This window comes from Amycolatopsis sp. cmx-4-83 (assembly GCF_046548815.1).
Lineage (GTDB): Bacteria > Actinomycetota > Actinomycetes > Mycobacteriales > Pseudonocardiaceae > Amycolatopsis > Amycolatopsis pretoriensis_A.
Window position 1 is genome coordinate 625,578 of sequence record NZ_JAEBEF010000004.1, and the last position, 14,174, is coordinate 639,751.

16 protein-coding genes are annotated in these 14,174 nt (G+C 72.0%); 8 read left to right on the forward strand and 8 right to left on the reverse strand.

The annotated features are described in order from the left end of the window. Positions 1-4: 4 nt before the first annotated feature. Positions 5-922, forward strand: a complete 918-nt coding sequence (locus ACLJQM_RS15405; protein ID WP_410631768.1) for an SMP-30/gluconolactonase/LRE family protein — start codon at positions 5-7, stop codon at positions 920-922. Here ACLJQM_RS15405 and ACLJQM_RS15410 read toward each other — a convergent pair whose 3' ends face one another. Continuing rightward, on the reverse strand, positions 923-1,573 hold the full coding sequence (locus ACLJQM_RS15410) for an SDR family NAD(P)-dependent oxidoreductase (protein WP_360777096.1): 651 nt from the start codon (positions 1,571-1,573) through the stop codon (positions 923-925). Between the two features lie 62 nt (positions 1,574-1,635). Here ACLJQM_RS15410 and ACLJQM_RS15415 point away from each other — a divergent pair, with 62 nt between their 5' ends. After that, complete coding sequence (locus ACLJQM_RS15415; protein ID WP_360777094.1) at positions 1,636-2,187, forward strand: TetR/AcrR family transcriptional regulator; 552 nt, start codon at positions 1,636-1,638, stop codon at positions 2,185-2,187. On the opposite strand, the gene ACLJQM_RS15420 is transcribed toward ACLJQM_RS15415, so the two are convergent. From ACLJQM_RS15420 to ACLJQM_RS15435, 4 genes are read right to left on the reverse strand one after another with little or no spacing between them, the layout of a single operon-like run. Next, complete coding sequence (locus tag ACLJQM_RS15420) at positions 2,184-3,011, reverse strand: enoyl-CoA hydratase family protein (RefSeq protein ID WP_360777092.1); 828 nt, start codon at positions 3,009-3,011, stop codon at positions 2,184-2,186. The genes ACLJQM_RS15415 and ACLJQM_RS15420 overlap by 4 nt on opposite strands. Then, positions 3,008-3,700, reverse strand: a complete 693-nt coding sequence (locus ACLJQM_RS15425; protein ID WP_247020092.1) for an SDR family NAD(P)-dependent oxidoreductase — start codon at positions 3,698-3,700, stop codon at positions 3,008-3,010. The genes ACLJQM_RS15420 and ACLJQM_RS15425 overlap by 4 nt, the downstream gene beginning before the upstream one ends. Continuing rightward, a complete protein-coding gene (locus tag ACLJQM_RS15430) occupies positions 3,697-5,208 on the reverse strand; it encodes a benzoate-CoA ligase family protein (RefSeq protein WP_410631769.1) in 1,512 nt (503 codons plus the stop codon). Before ACLJQM_RS15430 ends, ACLJQM_RS15425 begins: the two co-directional genes overlap by 4 nt. Next, entirely contained in the window at positions 5,201-5,953 is a 753-nt protein-coding gene (locus ACLJQM_RS15435; RefSeq protein WP_360777086.1) for a creatininase family protein, read from the reverse strand. The genes ACLJQM_RS15430 and ACLJQM_RS15435 overlap by 8 nt, the downstream gene beginning before the upstream one ends. Positions 5,954-6,001: 48 nt before the next feature. Here ACLJQM_RS15435 and ACLJQM_RS15440 point away from each other — a divergent pair, with 48 nt between their 5' ends. The 5 genes from ACLJQM_RS15440 to ACLJQM_RS15460 all read left to right on the forward strand — a co-directional run bounded on the left by ACLJQM_RS15440 (position 6,002) and on the right by ACLJQM_RS15460 (position 10,871). After that, positions 6,002-6,817 (forward strand): PaaX family transcriptional regulator C-terminal domain-containing protein, encoded by an 816-nt coding sequence (locus ACLJQM_RS15440; protein ID WP_410631770.1) that lies wholly within the window; start codon positions 6,002-6,004, stop codon positions 6,815-6,817. Beyond that, a complete protein-coding gene (locus tag ACLJQM_RS15445; RefSeq protein WP_410631771.1) occupies positions 6,814-7,608 on the forward strand; it encodes a tryptophan 2,3-dioxygenase in 795 nt (264 codons plus the stop codon). Before ACLJQM_RS15440 ends, ACLJQM_RS15445 begins: the two co-directional genes overlap by 4 nt. After that, a complete protein-coding gene (locus tag ACLJQM_RS15450; protein WP_410631772.1) occupies positions 7,605-8,798 on the forward strand; it encodes a kynureninase in 1,194 nt (397 codons plus the stop codon). Before ACLJQM_RS15445 ends, ACLJQM_RS15450 begins: the two co-directional genes overlap by 4 nt. A gap of 193 nt (positions 8,799-8,991) precedes the next feature. Continuing rightward, positions 8,992-10,065 carry a Glu/Leu/Phe/Val dehydrogenase dimerization domain-containing protein gene (locus ACLJQM_RS15455; RefSeq protein ID WP_247020105.1) on the forward strand — a complete coding sequence of 358 codons (1,074 nt, stop codon included), beginning with the start codon at positions 8,992-8,994 and terminating at the stop codon, positions 10,063-10,065. Further along, complete coding sequence (locus tag ACLJQM_RS15460; RefSeq protein WP_410631773.1) at positions 10,062-10,871, forward strand: serine hydrolase; 810 nt, start codon at positions 10,062-10,064, stop codon at positions 10,869-10,871. The genes ACLJQM_RS15455 and ACLJQM_RS15460 overlap by 4 nt, the downstream gene beginning before the upstream one ends. A gap of 28 nt (positions 10,872-10,899) precedes the next feature. On the opposite strand, the gene ACLJQM_RS15465 is transcribed toward ACLJQM_RS15460, so the two are convergent. Beyond that, on the reverse strand, positions 10,900-11,847 hold the full coding sequence (locus ACLJQM_RS15465; protein ID WP_247020109.1) for a LysR substrate-binding domain-containing protein: 948 nt from the start codon (positions 11,845-11,847) through the stop codon (positions 10,900-10,902). Between the two features lie 90 nt (positions 11,848-11,937). On the opposite strand from ACLJQM_RS15465, the gene ACLJQM_RS15470 reads away from it, so the two are divergent. Continuing rightward, a complete protein-coding gene (locus tag ACLJQM_RS15470) occupies positions 11,938-12,864 on the forward strand; it encodes an MBL fold metallo-hydrolase (protein ID WP_410631774.1) in 927 nt (308 codons plus the stop codon). A gap of 62 nt (positions 12,865-12,926) precedes the next feature. Here ACLJQM_RS15470 and ACLJQM_RS15475 read toward each other — a convergent pair whose 3' ends face one another. Then, positions 12,927-13,115, reverse strand: a complete 189-nt coding sequence (locus tag ACLJQM_RS15475; RefSeq protein ID WP_247020113.1) for a DUF5302 domain-containing protein — start codon at positions 13,113-13,115, stop codon at positions 12,927-12,929. A gap of 71 nt (positions 13,116-13,186) precedes the next feature. After that, on the reverse strand, positions 13,187-14,143 hold the full coding sequence (locus tag ACLJQM_RS15480; RefSeq protein WP_410631775.1) for a winged helix-turn-helix transcriptional regulator: 957 nt from the start codon (positions 14,141-14,143) through the stop codon (positions 13,187-13,189). Between the last annotated feature and the right edge of the window lie 31 nt (positions 14,144-14,174).

Sequence of the window (14,174 nt, forward strand, 5' to 3'; positions counted from 1 at the left end):
TTCGATGCGGTTCGGCGAGGTCACGATCCACCCGGTCAACGGCCACGGCCCGGAAGACGTCGTGGTCGACGCGGAAGGCCGGATCTACACCGGCGTCGACGACGGCCGCATCCTGCGCCTGTCCCCGGACGGCCGCCGCATCGACGTCCTCGCCGACACCGGCGGCCGTCCGCTGGGGCTCGAGTTGTACGGCGAGGACGAGCTCCTGATCTGCGACGCCCGCGCCGGCCTGCTGGTCGTCCCCCTTTCCGGCGGGACGCCGTCGGTCCTGGCGACTTCGGCGCTGGGCCTGGACTTCGTGTTCTGCAACAACGCGGCGGTGGCCGCGGACGGGACCGTGTACTTCACGGACTCGTCCCGCCGCTTCGGCATCGACAACTGGCGCGACGACCTGATCGAGCAGACCGCGGGCGGCCGCCTGCTGCGCCGCTCCCCGGACGGCTCGATCGACCTGCTCCTGGACGGCCTCCAGTTCGCGAACGGCGTGGCACTGGCCCCGGACGAGTCCTTTGTGGCCGTGGCCGAAACGGGAGCGTGCCGGGTGTCACGGGTGTCCCTTCCGGACGGTCGTGCCGACGTCCTCGTCGACGGCCTGTGGGGCTTCCCGGACAACATTTCGACGGGCACGGACGGGCTGATCTGGATCACGCAGGCTTCGCCGAAGGTGGCGGCGCTGGACGTGGTGCGCCGCCTGCCGGCGTTCCTCCGCGCGGGTGTCCGCCGGCTGCCGACGTCACTGCAGCCCAGCCCGGGCCGCGAGGTGGGCGTGCTGGGAGTGGCGGCCGACGGCAAGGTGGTCCGCGAACTGCGCGGCGAGATCGACGGCTTCCACATGCTGGTGGGCGTCCGCGAGTGGCAGGGGCAGCTGTACTTCGGCTCCCTGGAGGAGAACGCGGTCGCGGTCACCGTCGCCGCGGGGTGATTACCACGGCACGGTTTCCCCGTGCCGGTCCAGGAACCGCAGTCCGGGCTTGCCCGCCTGGGTCTCGAGAACGTCGACCACCGAAGGGATCGACTCCTCCGGCGCCAGCGGCGCGTCCGGGCCGCCGAGACGCGTCCGGTTGTGGCCGGGGTCGATCAGCAGCTTCGTGTGCCCGTCGCCTTCGTACCGGGTCGCGTAGCTGCGCATCAGCTGGTTGAGCGCGGCCTTGCTGGCCTTGTACAGCTCGTAGCCGGGTTCGGTGTTCAGCGTGATGCTGCCCTGCTCGGACGACATCACCGCGACCGTCCCACCCGGGACGACCAGTTCGCGCAAGGCTTCCAGCACCCGCAACGGGCTCAACGCGTTGGTGATCATCACTTCGGTGAACACCTCCGTCGGCACTTCGCCGATCGCGAGGTTGCCGCGGTCGACGGCCGCGTTCACGAACAGCAGGTCGAACCGTCTGCCGCTCAACCGCGCGCGCAGGGCGGCCAGGTGTGCCGGGTCGGTCATCTCCAGGGTTTCGACGGTCAGGTCCGGGGGAGCGTCGCCGCGGGTGGTGGCCGTGACCTGCCAGCCGCGGCGGGTCAGCTCGCGGGACAGGACCAGGCCGAGGCCGCGGGAGGCGCCGATGACAAGTGCTTCGGACATGGGGAACCTCATTTGTCTAGACGCGACGTTGCGTCTAGACAGTAGCACGCTATCGTGGCCGCATGCCCACTCCGCCCAGGGCCCGCTCCGGCAACCGGCGCGACGAAACCGCGCGTCTCGCGGTGCTGCACGCCGCCGACGACCTGCTCGTCGAGCACGGGTTCGGCGGGCTGACGATCGAGGCGATCGCGCGCGAGGCCGGCGTCGCCAAGCAGACGATCTACCGCTGGTGGCCGTCGAAGGTCGAGATCCTGCTCGACACGCTCGTCGAGGACACCGCCAAGCGCTTGCCGGTCCCGGAAAAGGGGCTCCGCGAATACCTGCACGCCTTCGCCGGCTTCATCACCGGCGACCCGGCGGGCAAGGTCCTGCTGGCGCTGCTCGCCCAGTCGCAGCACGACCCGGCCACGGCGGCGAGCTTCCAGGAGCGCTACCTCGGCCCGCGCCGAGAGCGAGAACGCGAGCTGATCACCCGGGCGATCGACGCGGGCGAGATCTCCCCGCGCCTCGGCCCCGATGCCTTGCTGGACGCGCTGTTCGGCCCGATCGTCTACAGTGCACTGATCGGGTCGGACCAGGACGTGGCCGGCGCGCTCGTCGAAGAACTGCTCTAGCGGCCCGTCCACCGCGGCTCGCGGCCCGCCGACCAGGCCGCGTAGAACTCCTTGTGGTCCTTCGCCGTCATCAGCAGCGCCTGCGTGATCGCTTCCAGCTCGATCGCGCTGCCCAGGTCCATGTCCAGTTCGCGGGTCAGCAGCACCTTCGTCGTCGCGTACGCCAGCGCCGGGCCGTCCGCCAGCCGGCGAGCCAGCGCCGACGCCGTCGACGCCAGTTCGGCGTCCGGGACCACTTGGGACGCCAGGCCGATCTCCAGCGCACGGGCCGCGGGCAGCTTGTCGCCCAGGATCAGCAGTTCCGTCGCGCGGCCGAGCCCGACCAGGCGGGGGAGCAGGTACGCCGAACCCATGTCCGCGCCGGCCAGCCCGACCTTCGTGAACAGGAACGCGAACTTCGCCGACTCGGCCAGCAGGCGGAAGTCGCTCGCCAGCGCGATCACCGAACCCGCGCCCGCCGCGACGCCGTTGACCGCGGCGATCACCGGGATCGGGCACTCGCGGAGGGCCTTCACCACCGCGCCCGTCATGCGCGTGAACTCCAGCAGCTCCGCCGTCTCGAACTTCTGCAGCTCGCCGATGATCTCCTCGACGTCGCCGCCGGAGCAGAAGCCGCGGCCCTGCCCGGTGATCACCAGCACCCGGACGTCTTCGTGCTGCGGCAGCTCCAGGACGAGGTCGCGCAGGTCGGCGTAGACGTCGAAGGTCAGCGCGTTCAGCTTTTCGGGCCGGGTGAAGGTCACCGTGGCGACCCCGCTGTCCACGGTGAACTCGAAGTGTTCCCACTCCTTCGTCAGCGGTGCGGTCGCGCGGAACGGGCTCATGACTGGATTCCTCCGCCGTCGAGTACGAGGGTCTGGCCGTTGATCGCGGCGGCTTCCGGGGCCGCCAGGAAGGAGACGGCGAACGCCACCTCCGAAGGTTCGAGCAGCCGGCCGAGCGGGGACGCCGCCGCCAGCGCCGCTTCGGCGTCGTCGGGCGACCGGCCCGTGCGTTCCCGGATGCGGGCCACCGAGGACGCCGTCATGTCGGTGCGGACGAACGCCGGGCACACCGCGTTCGCCGTGACGCCGGTGCCGGCCAGCTCCGCCGCCACCGCGCGCACGAGACCCAGCGCCGCGTGCTTCGACGCCGTGTAGGCGGCCGTGTAGCGGTAGCCGACGTGCGAGGCCGTCGAAGCCACCGTGACGATCCGGCCGCGGTCGCGCTCGCGCATCCCGGGCAAAACCGCCCGGGTGCAGAAGAACGCGCCCGTGGCGTTGACTTCGAGCTGCCGGTGCCAATCGTCCGAAGTGGTCCGGGCGGCCGGGGCGCTGGAAGAGATCCCGGCGTTGTTGACGAGCACGTCCACCGGGCCCGCCGCCGCGAAATACGCGGTGACGGCCGCTTCGTCGGTGACGTCGCACTCCGCGCTGCCGGGCGCCAGCACGGTGTCGCCGAGCGAGCGGAACCGCGCGGCGATCGCCGCGCCGATGCCGCGGGTGCCGCCGGTGACCACGACCAGGCGGCTCACGGGCGGGCCGCCAGTGCGCGCCTGTCGAGCTTTCCGTTGGCGGTACGGGGAAGTTCGGTCACGAACACCACCTCGCGGGGGTACTTGTGCTTGGCCAGGTGGGCTTTCGCGTGGTCCTTCAGCTCGGCCGCGGACACCGGTTCCCGCACCACGACGTACGCGCGCGGCACGACCAGGCCGTCGGTCTCGTGCCCGACGACCGCGCAATCCACCACGGACTCGTGGCCGAGCAGGCAGTCCTCGATCTCGCCGGGCGCGACGAACACGCCGCCGACCTTGAGCAGCGCGTCGGCGCGGCCGTGGTGGCGGAAGTACCCGCCGGACCTGCTGAAGAGGTCGCCGGAGGTCAGCGTGTCGCCGTCGAACGTGCGCGCGGACTTCTCCGGGTCGCCGAAGTACTCCAGCGCGATCGTCGGCCCGGTCACCCGCAGCGGCCCGATTTCGCCGTCGGGCAACGGGTTCCCCAGCTCGTCGACGACCTCGGCGGTGTAGCCGGGGACGGCCGTGCCGAGTGTGCCGGCGCGGGCCTGTCCCGGCCGGTTCGACAGGTAGATGTGGTAGGCCTCGGACGAGCCGATGCCGTCGACGACCGGCACGCCGAAGGCCGCGTCCCACTTCCGGTGCAGCTCCGAGGGCAGCGCCTCGCCCGCCGACGTCGTCATCCGCAGGCAGCTCAGGTCCTGCTCCGCCGCGGCCGGGTGGGCGACCATCGCGCTCATCATGGTCGGCACGTTGACCAGCACCGTCGGCCGGTGCCGGGCGATCAGCTCGAAGATCAGGTCGGCCGTGCTGCGCTCGGGGAACGCGATCCCGGCGGCGCCGACGCCGAACGGGAACAACGCCACGAGGTCGCGCGCGTAACCGAAGAACAGCTTGGGCACGGCGAGAACGCGGTCGTCTTCGCGGAGGCCGAGGACTTCGACGGCGTACCGTTCGAAGCTCTCCTTGGGGCTGCGCAACGGGTGCACGCACGCCTTGGGCGCGCCGGTGCTGCCGGTGGTGAACTTCCAGATCGCGACGTCGTCCACAGTGGTCGGTGCGGCGTCCAGCGTGTCCGGCGCGGCGTCGAGCAACGTCCGGAACGGACGTTCGCCGGGGAGCAGCTCGCTCTCGGCAACCCCGGTGACCAGCAGGTTCCGGGCGCCGGCCGTGCGCAACGCGGGCAGCGTGACGGCGTCGGCGAGCACCGCGACGGCTTCGGTGTAGCCGAGGTAGTACGCGTAGTCCTTGGGCTGCAGGAACGGGTAGACCTCGGCGGTGACCGCGCCGATCTTCTGGGCGCCGTACCAGGCCGCGACGAACTCCTCGCCGTCGCTCAGCGCCAGCAGGACCCGCTGTCCTCTTCGGACACCGGCGTCGCGGAACACGTGCCCGGCGCGGTTGGCCAGCCCCGCCAGCGCCGCGTAGCTGACCGACCGGTCCCCGACGAGCAACGCCGTTCGCGCGCCGCGGCCCGCCGCCACGTGCCGGTCGAGGAAGTGCGTGGCGAGGTTGAACGGCTCACTCACGGGCCAGCTCCCGGATCGCTTCCACCAGCAGGTCGGTCAACGTCGAGAAAGTCTCGGCGCCTTCTTCCGGAGTCGCCTCGGCGGGCTTCCCGCAGTACGCGTCGGTCATCCCCATTTCGCGGAACCCGCCGTCGGACGGGGCCGAAGCCAGGCTCACCGGCACGTGCGGCAGCGTCCGCATCAGCGGCTGGTCCACCAGTTCGGGCCGGTCGGCCAGCACCAGCGACGTCTCGTACCGCCCGGCGTGGCACTCGCCCGACCGGAACTCCTCGGTCAGCCGCGCCGCGTGCCGCCGCCGGACCAGGTCGAGCAACGCCGCGCGCCCGTCGTAGGCGAAGTTGAGCGTCTCCACCGCCCGCCGCAGCGTGACCAGGTGCGCGGGCTCGAAGTGGTTGTTGACCAGCAGGATCCGGCGGAACCGCTGGCCGATCAGCGCGGCCCCGATGTCCACCAGCAGGGCGTGCAGCGTCTCCTCGCCGATGTGGACGCCGCCGGCGAACCCGGTCGCGAACCGCGTGACGCCGTAGGGGACCTCGGGCAGCACTAGCACGTGGACGTCGTCGTCGGCGGCCAGCCGCTCGGCCGCGCGCTCGCACATCCCGCGGGAGATCAGCGGGTCCGTGCCCAGCGGCGCGTGCGGCCCGTGCGGCTCGATCGCACCCAGCGGGAGCAGCAGCACCGGCACGCGCGGGCCGTCCGCCAGTGCGGCGACCTGCCGGGAGGTGAGGTCCGCGAAGTACGTCACGCAAATCAAGCTACACCGCAGCGGCCTGAGGTGTATAGAGTTGCGCCCATGCCCGTCGACGCCTTCGAAACCGGTCCCCAGGACCTGGTCGTGACGTTGCTGGGCAGCTACGTGCACCCGCGCGAAACCCGCCGGGTGTGGTCGGGCGGCCTGGTCGCGGTGCTCGCCGAGCTGGGCTTCTCCGACGGCGCGGCCCGCATCGCGCTGACCCGCCTGGTGCGCCGCGGCCTGCTGCAGCGGCACCGCGAAGGCCGCACCGTGCACTACTCGCTGACCCGGCGCAGCATCGCCCTGCTCGCCGACGGCGACCGGCGGATCTTCTCCCTCGGCCGCCGCGAGCGCGCCGCGGGCGAGTGGACCGTGCTGTGGCAGAGCATCCCGGAGAGCCGCCGCCAAGCCCGGGAACGCCTGGTCCGGCGGCTGCGGTTCCTCGGCTTCGGGCCCTACTCCGGCGGCACGTGGATCGCCCCGCACGACCGCGAGGCCGAGGTGCTCGCCCTGCTCGGCGAGCTCGACGTCACCGAGCACGCCGGGCTGCTGCTCGGCCGGCCGTCGGCCGCGCTGGACGTCCGCCGGTTCGCCGGCCGGGCCTGGGACCTCGACGACCTGGCCGCCCGGTACACCGGGTTCGTCGAGCAGTTCGGCGGGTACGCGGGGCGCGAGCCCCCGGACCCCGAAGCGTTCGAGGTCCGCACCCGCCTGGTGCACACCTTCCGCGCGTTCCCGTCCCTCGACCCGGAACTGCCCGCCGACCTGGTGCCCGCACCGGATCGCCGGGCGGCCGCGGTCGAGTTGTTTCACGATCTGTACGCCGCGCTCGCGGACTCCGCGCAGCGCCACTTCGACGAGGTGACCCGAGGATGACCGAACCCAGCCAAGCGACCCAGGAAGCCTTGAGCTACACCTCGTACCTCGCGCTCGACGAGGTGCTGGGTGCTCAGCGCCTGCGGTCGGACGAGCACGACGAACTGCTGTTCATCGTGATCCACCAGGTGTACGAGCTGTGGTTCAAGCAGATCCTGCACGAGGCGGAATTCCTGCAGCAGAACCTGGAGGCGGGCAACACCGCCCATTCGATCCGCACGCTGCGCCGGATCCTCACGATCCTCAAGGTCGCCGTCGCGCAGATCGACGTGCTGGAAACGATGACGCCCAGCCAGTTCACGAGTTTCCGCGCGCGGCTGGACGCGTCGAGCGGCTTCCAGTCGGCCCAGTTCCGCGAGCTGGAAGCCGTGCTCGGGCGGCGTGACGAGCGCGTGTTCGCGCACTACCCGGAGGGCGGCGAGCAGCGCAAAGGCATTGCCGAGGCGATGGCGCGGCCCTCGTTGTTCGACTCTTTTTTGGCGTACCTCAAGGCTTCTGGCTATCCCGTCGAGTGTGACCGAGACGTCACTCGACCGGTGGAGCCGTCCCCGGCCCTGCAGGCGATATTGCTGGACGTGTACAGCGACGACGGCGGACCGTCGGTCGTCGCCGAGTGTCTGGTCGATCTCGACGAAGGGATGCAGGAGTGGCGCTACCGGCACGTGAAGATGGTCGAACGCACCATCGGCGACAAGACCGGAACGGGGGGATCGTCCGGCGCGACTTACCTGCGCACCACGCTTTTCCAGCCGATGTTCCCCGATCTCTGGGCAGTACGGAGCCGACTGTGACCACCCTCGACGACGTCCGCGCGGACCACAACGCGCTGGCCGCGCACTACTCCCGGTTCGCGGTGGCCGATCGCCTGCTGCTGTCCGGGCATTCGCACCAGGCTTGGCCGGACGTCGCGGAGGAGGGCCTGCTGGAGTCCTTCGCGGACGCCGCCCGCGACGTCGACGCGAAGTGGGAGCGCGCCTTCGCGAAGGCCGACGAGCTGCGCGCCGGGTTCCGGCAGCTGCTCGGCGACCCGCACGGCGAGTACGCGCTCGGCGCGAGCACGCACGACCTGGTGCTGCGGTTCCTGTCCGCGATGGAGCTGCCGCGAAGACCCCGCCTGGTCACCACCGACGGCGAGTTCCACACCCTGCGCCGCCAGTTCGCCCGGCTCGAGGAGGAGGGCGTCGAGATCGTCCGGGTGCCGCTCGACCCGGTGCCCACGCTGGCCGAGCGCGTCGCCGCCGAGGTGGACGACGACACCGCCGCGGTGCTCGTCTCGGCCGTGCTGTTCGAGACGTCGCGGCTGGTGCCCGGCCTCGCGCACCTGGCCGACGTCTGCCGCGACCGCTCGATCGAGCTCGTCGTCGACGCCTACCACGCGCTCGGCGTCGTGCCGTTCGCGCTGCACGACCTCGGGCTCACCAACGCCTGGGTGCTCGGCGGCGGCTACAAGTACCTGCAGCTCGGCGAGGGCAACTGCTTCCTGCGGCTGCCCGCGCACGCCCAGGAGCTGCGGCCGGTGATCACCGGCTGGTACGCCGAGTTCGGGGCGCTGGCCGACGAACGCAACCCCGGCAAGGTCGCCTACGCCACCGGCGGCGACCGCTTCGCCGGCGCCACCTACGACCCGGCCAGCCACTACCGCGGCGTCCGGGTCCAGCGGTTCTTCGCCGAGCAGGGCCTCACACCCGAGTTCCTCCGCGAGGTTTCGCAGCACCAGGTGGGTCTGCTCGCGTCGGTGTTCGACTCGCTCGCCCTGCCCGCGGACGTCGTCACGCGCGACCGGGAGACGCCGCTGGACCGGCTCGGCGGCTTTCTTTCGCTGCGCTGCGCCGACGCGGGCGGTCTGCAGGCCGCGCTGGCCAAGCAAGGTGTCCGCACCGACAGCCGCGGGGCGTACCTGCGCTTCGGCCCGGCACCGTACCTTTCGGACACCCAGCTGGAGACGGCGATGGCCGCACTCGGACCGGCGGTCCGCGGCTGACCCCCTCAGGTACCCCCTAACCCGGGGGTTACCGGTCCGTATCGCGGGACCTGCACTGGTCCGGCGGACGGCGGGGATCTAGGTTGATCCGGGGAAATCGCACTCGGGCGGACGACCTCCGCCCCGCGCCCTTGGAAACCTTGAAGCGCGTCCCGGCCACGAACCGGGCGCGGGAGACAAAGGAGTCACCACCGTGACCGAAGGAGTGTTCACCCGGGGCACCGGGCACGAACAGGTCGTGTACTGCCACGACGAAGCCAGCGGCCTCAAGGCCATCATCGGCATCTACTCCACGGCGCTGGGTCCCGCTCTGGGCGGGACGCGCTTCCACCCCTACGCCACCGAAGCGGACGCACTCGACGACGTGCTCGCGCTGTCGAAGGGCATGGCCTACAAGAACGCGCTGGCCGGCCTCGACCTCGGCGGCGGCAAGGCCGTCATCATCGGCGACCCGAAGACGCTGAAGTCCGAAGCGCTGCTGCGCGCGTTCGGGCGCTTCGTGCAGTCCCTCGGCGGCCGCTACATCACGGCGTGCGACGTCGGCACGTACGTGCAGGACATGGACATCGTGGCCCGCGAGTCCCGCTTCGTCACCGGCCGCTCGCCGGAGGACGGCGGCGCCGGCGACTCCTCGGTGCTCACCGCGTTCGGCGTCTACCAGGGCATGCGGGCCTCGGCCGAGCACCTCTGGGGCAGCCCGGACCTCGCGGGCAAGCGCGTCGGCGTGGCCGGCGTCGGCAAGGTCGGGCACATCCTCGTCGGGCACCTGGTGGCGGCCGGCGCGCAGGTGACGATCACCGACGTGTGGGCCCCGGCGATCGAGCGCACCCGGTCGATCTACCCCGACGTCCGCGTGGTGTCCGATGTGGACGCCCTGCTGCGCACCGAGCTGGACGTCTTCGCCCCGTGCGCCCTCGGCGGCGCGCTCAACGACGAGACCGTGGCGCTGCTGAGCGCCCAGGTCGTCTGCGGCGCGGCGAACAACCAGCTCGCGCACCCCGGCATCGACAAGCAGCTGGCCGACCGCGGCGTCCTGTACGCGCCGGACTACCTGGTCAACGCCGGCGGCGTGATCCAGGTCGACGACGAGCGCCACGGCTTCGACTTCGACCGCGCCAAGCGCAAGACGACCGCGATCTTCGACACGACGAAGGCCGTGTTCAAGCTGGCCGAGACCGAGGGCGTGCCCCCGGCGACGGCGGCGGACCGGCTCGCGGAGCGGCGCATGGCGGAGATCGGCAGGCTGCGGTCCATCATGGCCGGGTGAGTCCTTCCCCCGAAGAGATCTTCGCGACGGCGGGCGTGCAGGGGTTCCTGCACGCCCGCCCTCTCGATTCCTCCCTCGAGTTCTGCCTCGGCGCCGACGAGCCGGTCGTGCTGGCGTCGGTGGTGAAGGTGGCGCTGGCCTACGAGTTCGCCCGGCAGGTCTCGGCGGGGCTGCTCGACCCGGCCGACCAGGTGCGCGCGACCGCCGCGGACCGCCTGGGCGGCAGCGGCTCGGCGGGCTTCGCCGACGACGTCTCCTACAGCCTGCGCGACGCGGCCCGGCTGGCCCTGTCGGTGTCCGACAACACGGCGGCGGACCTGCTCTTCGACCGGGTGGGCGTGGCGAACGTGCGCTCGCTGCTGGCCGAACTGGGCCTGACGCGGACGTCGGTCATCGGTGCCCCGCGTGACCTGCTGCGCACGATCATCGAGGACACCAAGGCCGGGCGGCCGCCGCGGGCGCTGGATCCCCGCCGGACGACGGCGAGCACCCCGCGCGAGATGACCGCGTTGCTGGCGGCGATCTGGGCCGATCCGGTGGGCGTCCCGGTGCGCGAGTGGATGTCGGCCCAGGTGAGCTGGCACCGGCTGACGGCGGGCTTCCCGCCGGAGGTCGCGGTGGCGGGCAAGACGGGCACGATGCCGGGCATCCGCAACGAAATCGGCGTGGCGACCTACCCGGACGGGCTCGCGTACGCGGTCGCGGCGTTCACGGTGGGCGGCGCGGAGACGCTCCGACGTCCGGACATCGACCGAGCGATCGGCGACGCGGCCCGGGCGGCGGTCGAGCAGCTCCGCGGCTCGTGAGTGTTCAGGGCGGTTAGACCCTGAACACTCACGAGGTCTGGTAGAAGACGTCCCAGGGCCGGGCCTCGACCGGGTTCGGGGGCACGATCCGGGAGATCCCGTCACCCTCGAGCACCGCCGCCGCCAGCTCGGCCAGCTTCGCGGCTTGGGGGTGCGGGCTGGCCGGGGGCCAGGCGAACGCCATCCGCGAGCGCAGCACCTCGCCCTCCAGTGGCCGCCACACCACGCGCGGTTCCTTGCGCGGGCCCGGTTCGAACGCGACGCCGTGGCCGGCCAGCACCAGGCCCAGCGCGAACTCCGGGTTGCGCGCGTGGCGGATCGACGCCGGGCGGAAGCCGTGGTCCCAGCACGTGCGCAGGAGGGCGTCGTAGCTGCCCGGGGCCGCCGCGCGCGGGGCGTGCACCAGGCCTTCGCCCGCGAGGTCGGCCAGGGAAAGCGAACTGCGGCGGGCCAGCGGGGAGTCGCGGGGGAGGACCACGCCCAGCGGGGTGTCGATCACCGGGCCGAGCTCCAGGTCGACGACGTCGACCGGCAGCTGCAGCAGGCCTGCGTCCAGCGACCGGTCCGCGAGCAGCCGGGTCTGCTCGGCGGTCGTCAGCTCCTGCAGGTCGAGCCGGACGGCCGGGTGCTGCGCGGCGAACGCCGTCAGGATGCCGGCGAGGACACCGCCGGGCAGCTCCGGGGGCACGCCCGCGCGCACCGCGTCCAGCTCGCCGCGTTCGGCCTTCGCGACCAGCGACGTCATCCGGTCCCACCGGGCAAGCAGGTCGCGGGCTTCGGCGCGCAGGACTTCGCCGGCTTCGGTGAGCGTGACGCGGCGGCCGCGGTCGAACAGCTTCGCGCCCAGCTCGGCCTCGAGCCGCTTGACGCGCTGGCTCAACGGCGGCTGCGCGATGCCGAGCCGCTCCGCCGCGCGGCCGAAGTGGAGTTCGTCGGCGACGACGAGGAAGTACCGCAGCGAACGGAGGTGATCCACGCTGCGACGATAGCCGTTCTCATATCGACATGCCGACGGATCGATCTTGGACAGCGGTCCGCGGTTCATGGTCGGGTGTCCGATATGGACATGGGATTCAACAGGCGCGGGCTGTTCGGCGCGGGTGCCGCGGCGGCGGCCATCCTGGCGGGCGCGGGACCGGCGGCGGCCGCGGCTTCGGGTACGTCGGGGATGACGCTGCGGTGGTGGGGGAACAACGGCTGGGAGATCCGCGCCGGGGCTAAGACGATCCTCGTCGACCCGTGGCTGACGCGGTTCAAGACAGGCACCTACACCCAGGCCGGTGCGAACCCGAAGACGCCGCTGTCGGTCAACCGCACGCTGATCGACGGCTTCCTCGACCGCGGCGAACTGCGCGCGGACCACATCCTCGTCACCCACGGCCACTACGACCACCTCACCGACGTCCCCTACCTGGCCAAACGCACCGGCGCGACGGTCATCGGCACCGAGACCCATTTGAGTCTCATGGCCGCGCTCGGTGCCCCGGAGGACCAGCTGGCGGTCGCGAGCGGCGGCGAAGACCTGACGTTCGACGGCTACTCGATCCGCGTCCTGCGCTCGTTGCACTCGGCGACGGGCGAACGGGCGCGGGTGGCGTTCCCGGGCTCGCGACCGCTGTCGCGCCGGGACCGGCCGTGCGTGATCGAGGACCTGGTGGAGGGCGGGACGCTGGCCTACCAGGTGACCGGCGCGGGCGCGAGCGTGCTGAACTTCGGCGGTTCGAACTACGTCGAGTCCGAGGTGGCGGGCCTGCGCCCGGACGTCGTGTGCCTCCCGGCGGGCGGCGCGAAGGTGACGCAGTACGTGCCGCGGCTGCTCACGGCCCTCGGTCACCCCCGCTACGTGGCGGCGACCCACTGGGACGACTTCGACGAGCCGCTCGGCAAGGTCGTCGACGCGGGTGGGCTGGAGCCGCTGCGCACCGCCGTCACCGCCGCGAGCCCCACCAGCCGGTTCGTGGTCCTGGACCACCTCGGCTCGTTCGTCCCCTGAACGCCGTGAAGGCCACCCCGAGGAACGTGGAGTTCCTCGGGGTGGCCTTCACGAAGGCCGGATCAGCCGCTCTTGCGGCGGAACGTCCGCTTGTTCGCCGCCGGGCCGTGGGCGTGCTGGTTCTTGCCGCCGCCGTTCTCGTGGGAGGCGCCGGAGCGGGCGTGGGCCTGCTTGCGCTCCAGCGCTTCGCGGAACTTGCGCTTGACGTCGTCCTCCTCCTCGCCGCTGGGCGACGGGTTCGGTTCACTCATGCCTACCTCCGGAAACGACGACGTGTGACCGCTCCAGCCTGTCAGTCGCGCACCGGCTTGGCGAGTCGATTTCAGCGTTTCGGGGACGGAACTCCGCCGAACTGCACCGACTTGCGCGTCAGGGGGCGGCCGCAGTGGTCGCACAGCAGGATCGGCCGCAGCCGGTTGCCGCATTCGACGTGGTGCAGCGTGATGTCCGGCTCCTGGCCGGTCACCTCGAAGCCCCGCGACCACTCGGCGATGAACGCCAGCGCCGGGAAGAACGCCAGCCCCTTCGCGGTGAGGCGGTAGTCGCGGGCGTCGGTGCGGGTCTTCGCCGTCCCGGTCCGCAACACGCCGACCTCGACGAGCTTGCTCAGCCGGCCCGACAGCACGCTCGGCCCGATCCCCAGCTCGCGCTCGAACTCCGAGAAGTGCCGGCAGCCCAGCAGCGCCGACACCAGCAGGCCGGTCGACCAGCGGTCGCCGAGCAGCTCCATCGTGTCGGGGAAGAACATCGTCGGGTCCCCGGCCAGGGATTCGGCGTCCTTGCGGCGGAAGCGCTTGGACGCCGTCGCCGCCGCGACGCCGGTGCTGTCGAGGCGCTCGGCCCGCACGTCACGGGCGTCGACCCGGCGCCCGCAGGCCGCGCAGCCCAGCGGCGCTGATGTAGCCAGCTCGCAGTCGAGGTGGATCAGCGTCGGCAGCACCTCGCGGCGGCCTTCGACCCACTCGCGCTCCCACGCCCAGATCGAGATCAGCAGCGGCCACAGCTCCAGGCCGCGCTCGGTGAGCCGGTACTCGTGCCGCGTGCGGCGCGCGTCGCGGTAGGGGACGCGGGCGAGCATGCCCGCCTCGACCATGTCCCGCAGCCGCCCCGACAACGCGGTCGGCGAGATGCCCAGCCGCAGCCGCAGCTCCTCGTAGCGCCGGAAGCGCAGGAACAGGCTCTGCAGGATGAGCAGCGTCCACTGGTCGCCGACCAGCTCCAGCGCCCGGCGGAGCGGATCCCCCGCCGGCCGGACGCGGTGTGCGGTCGCCTCGGTCACCGTCGTTCCCCCTTGTTCAGCGGCCTCAGAG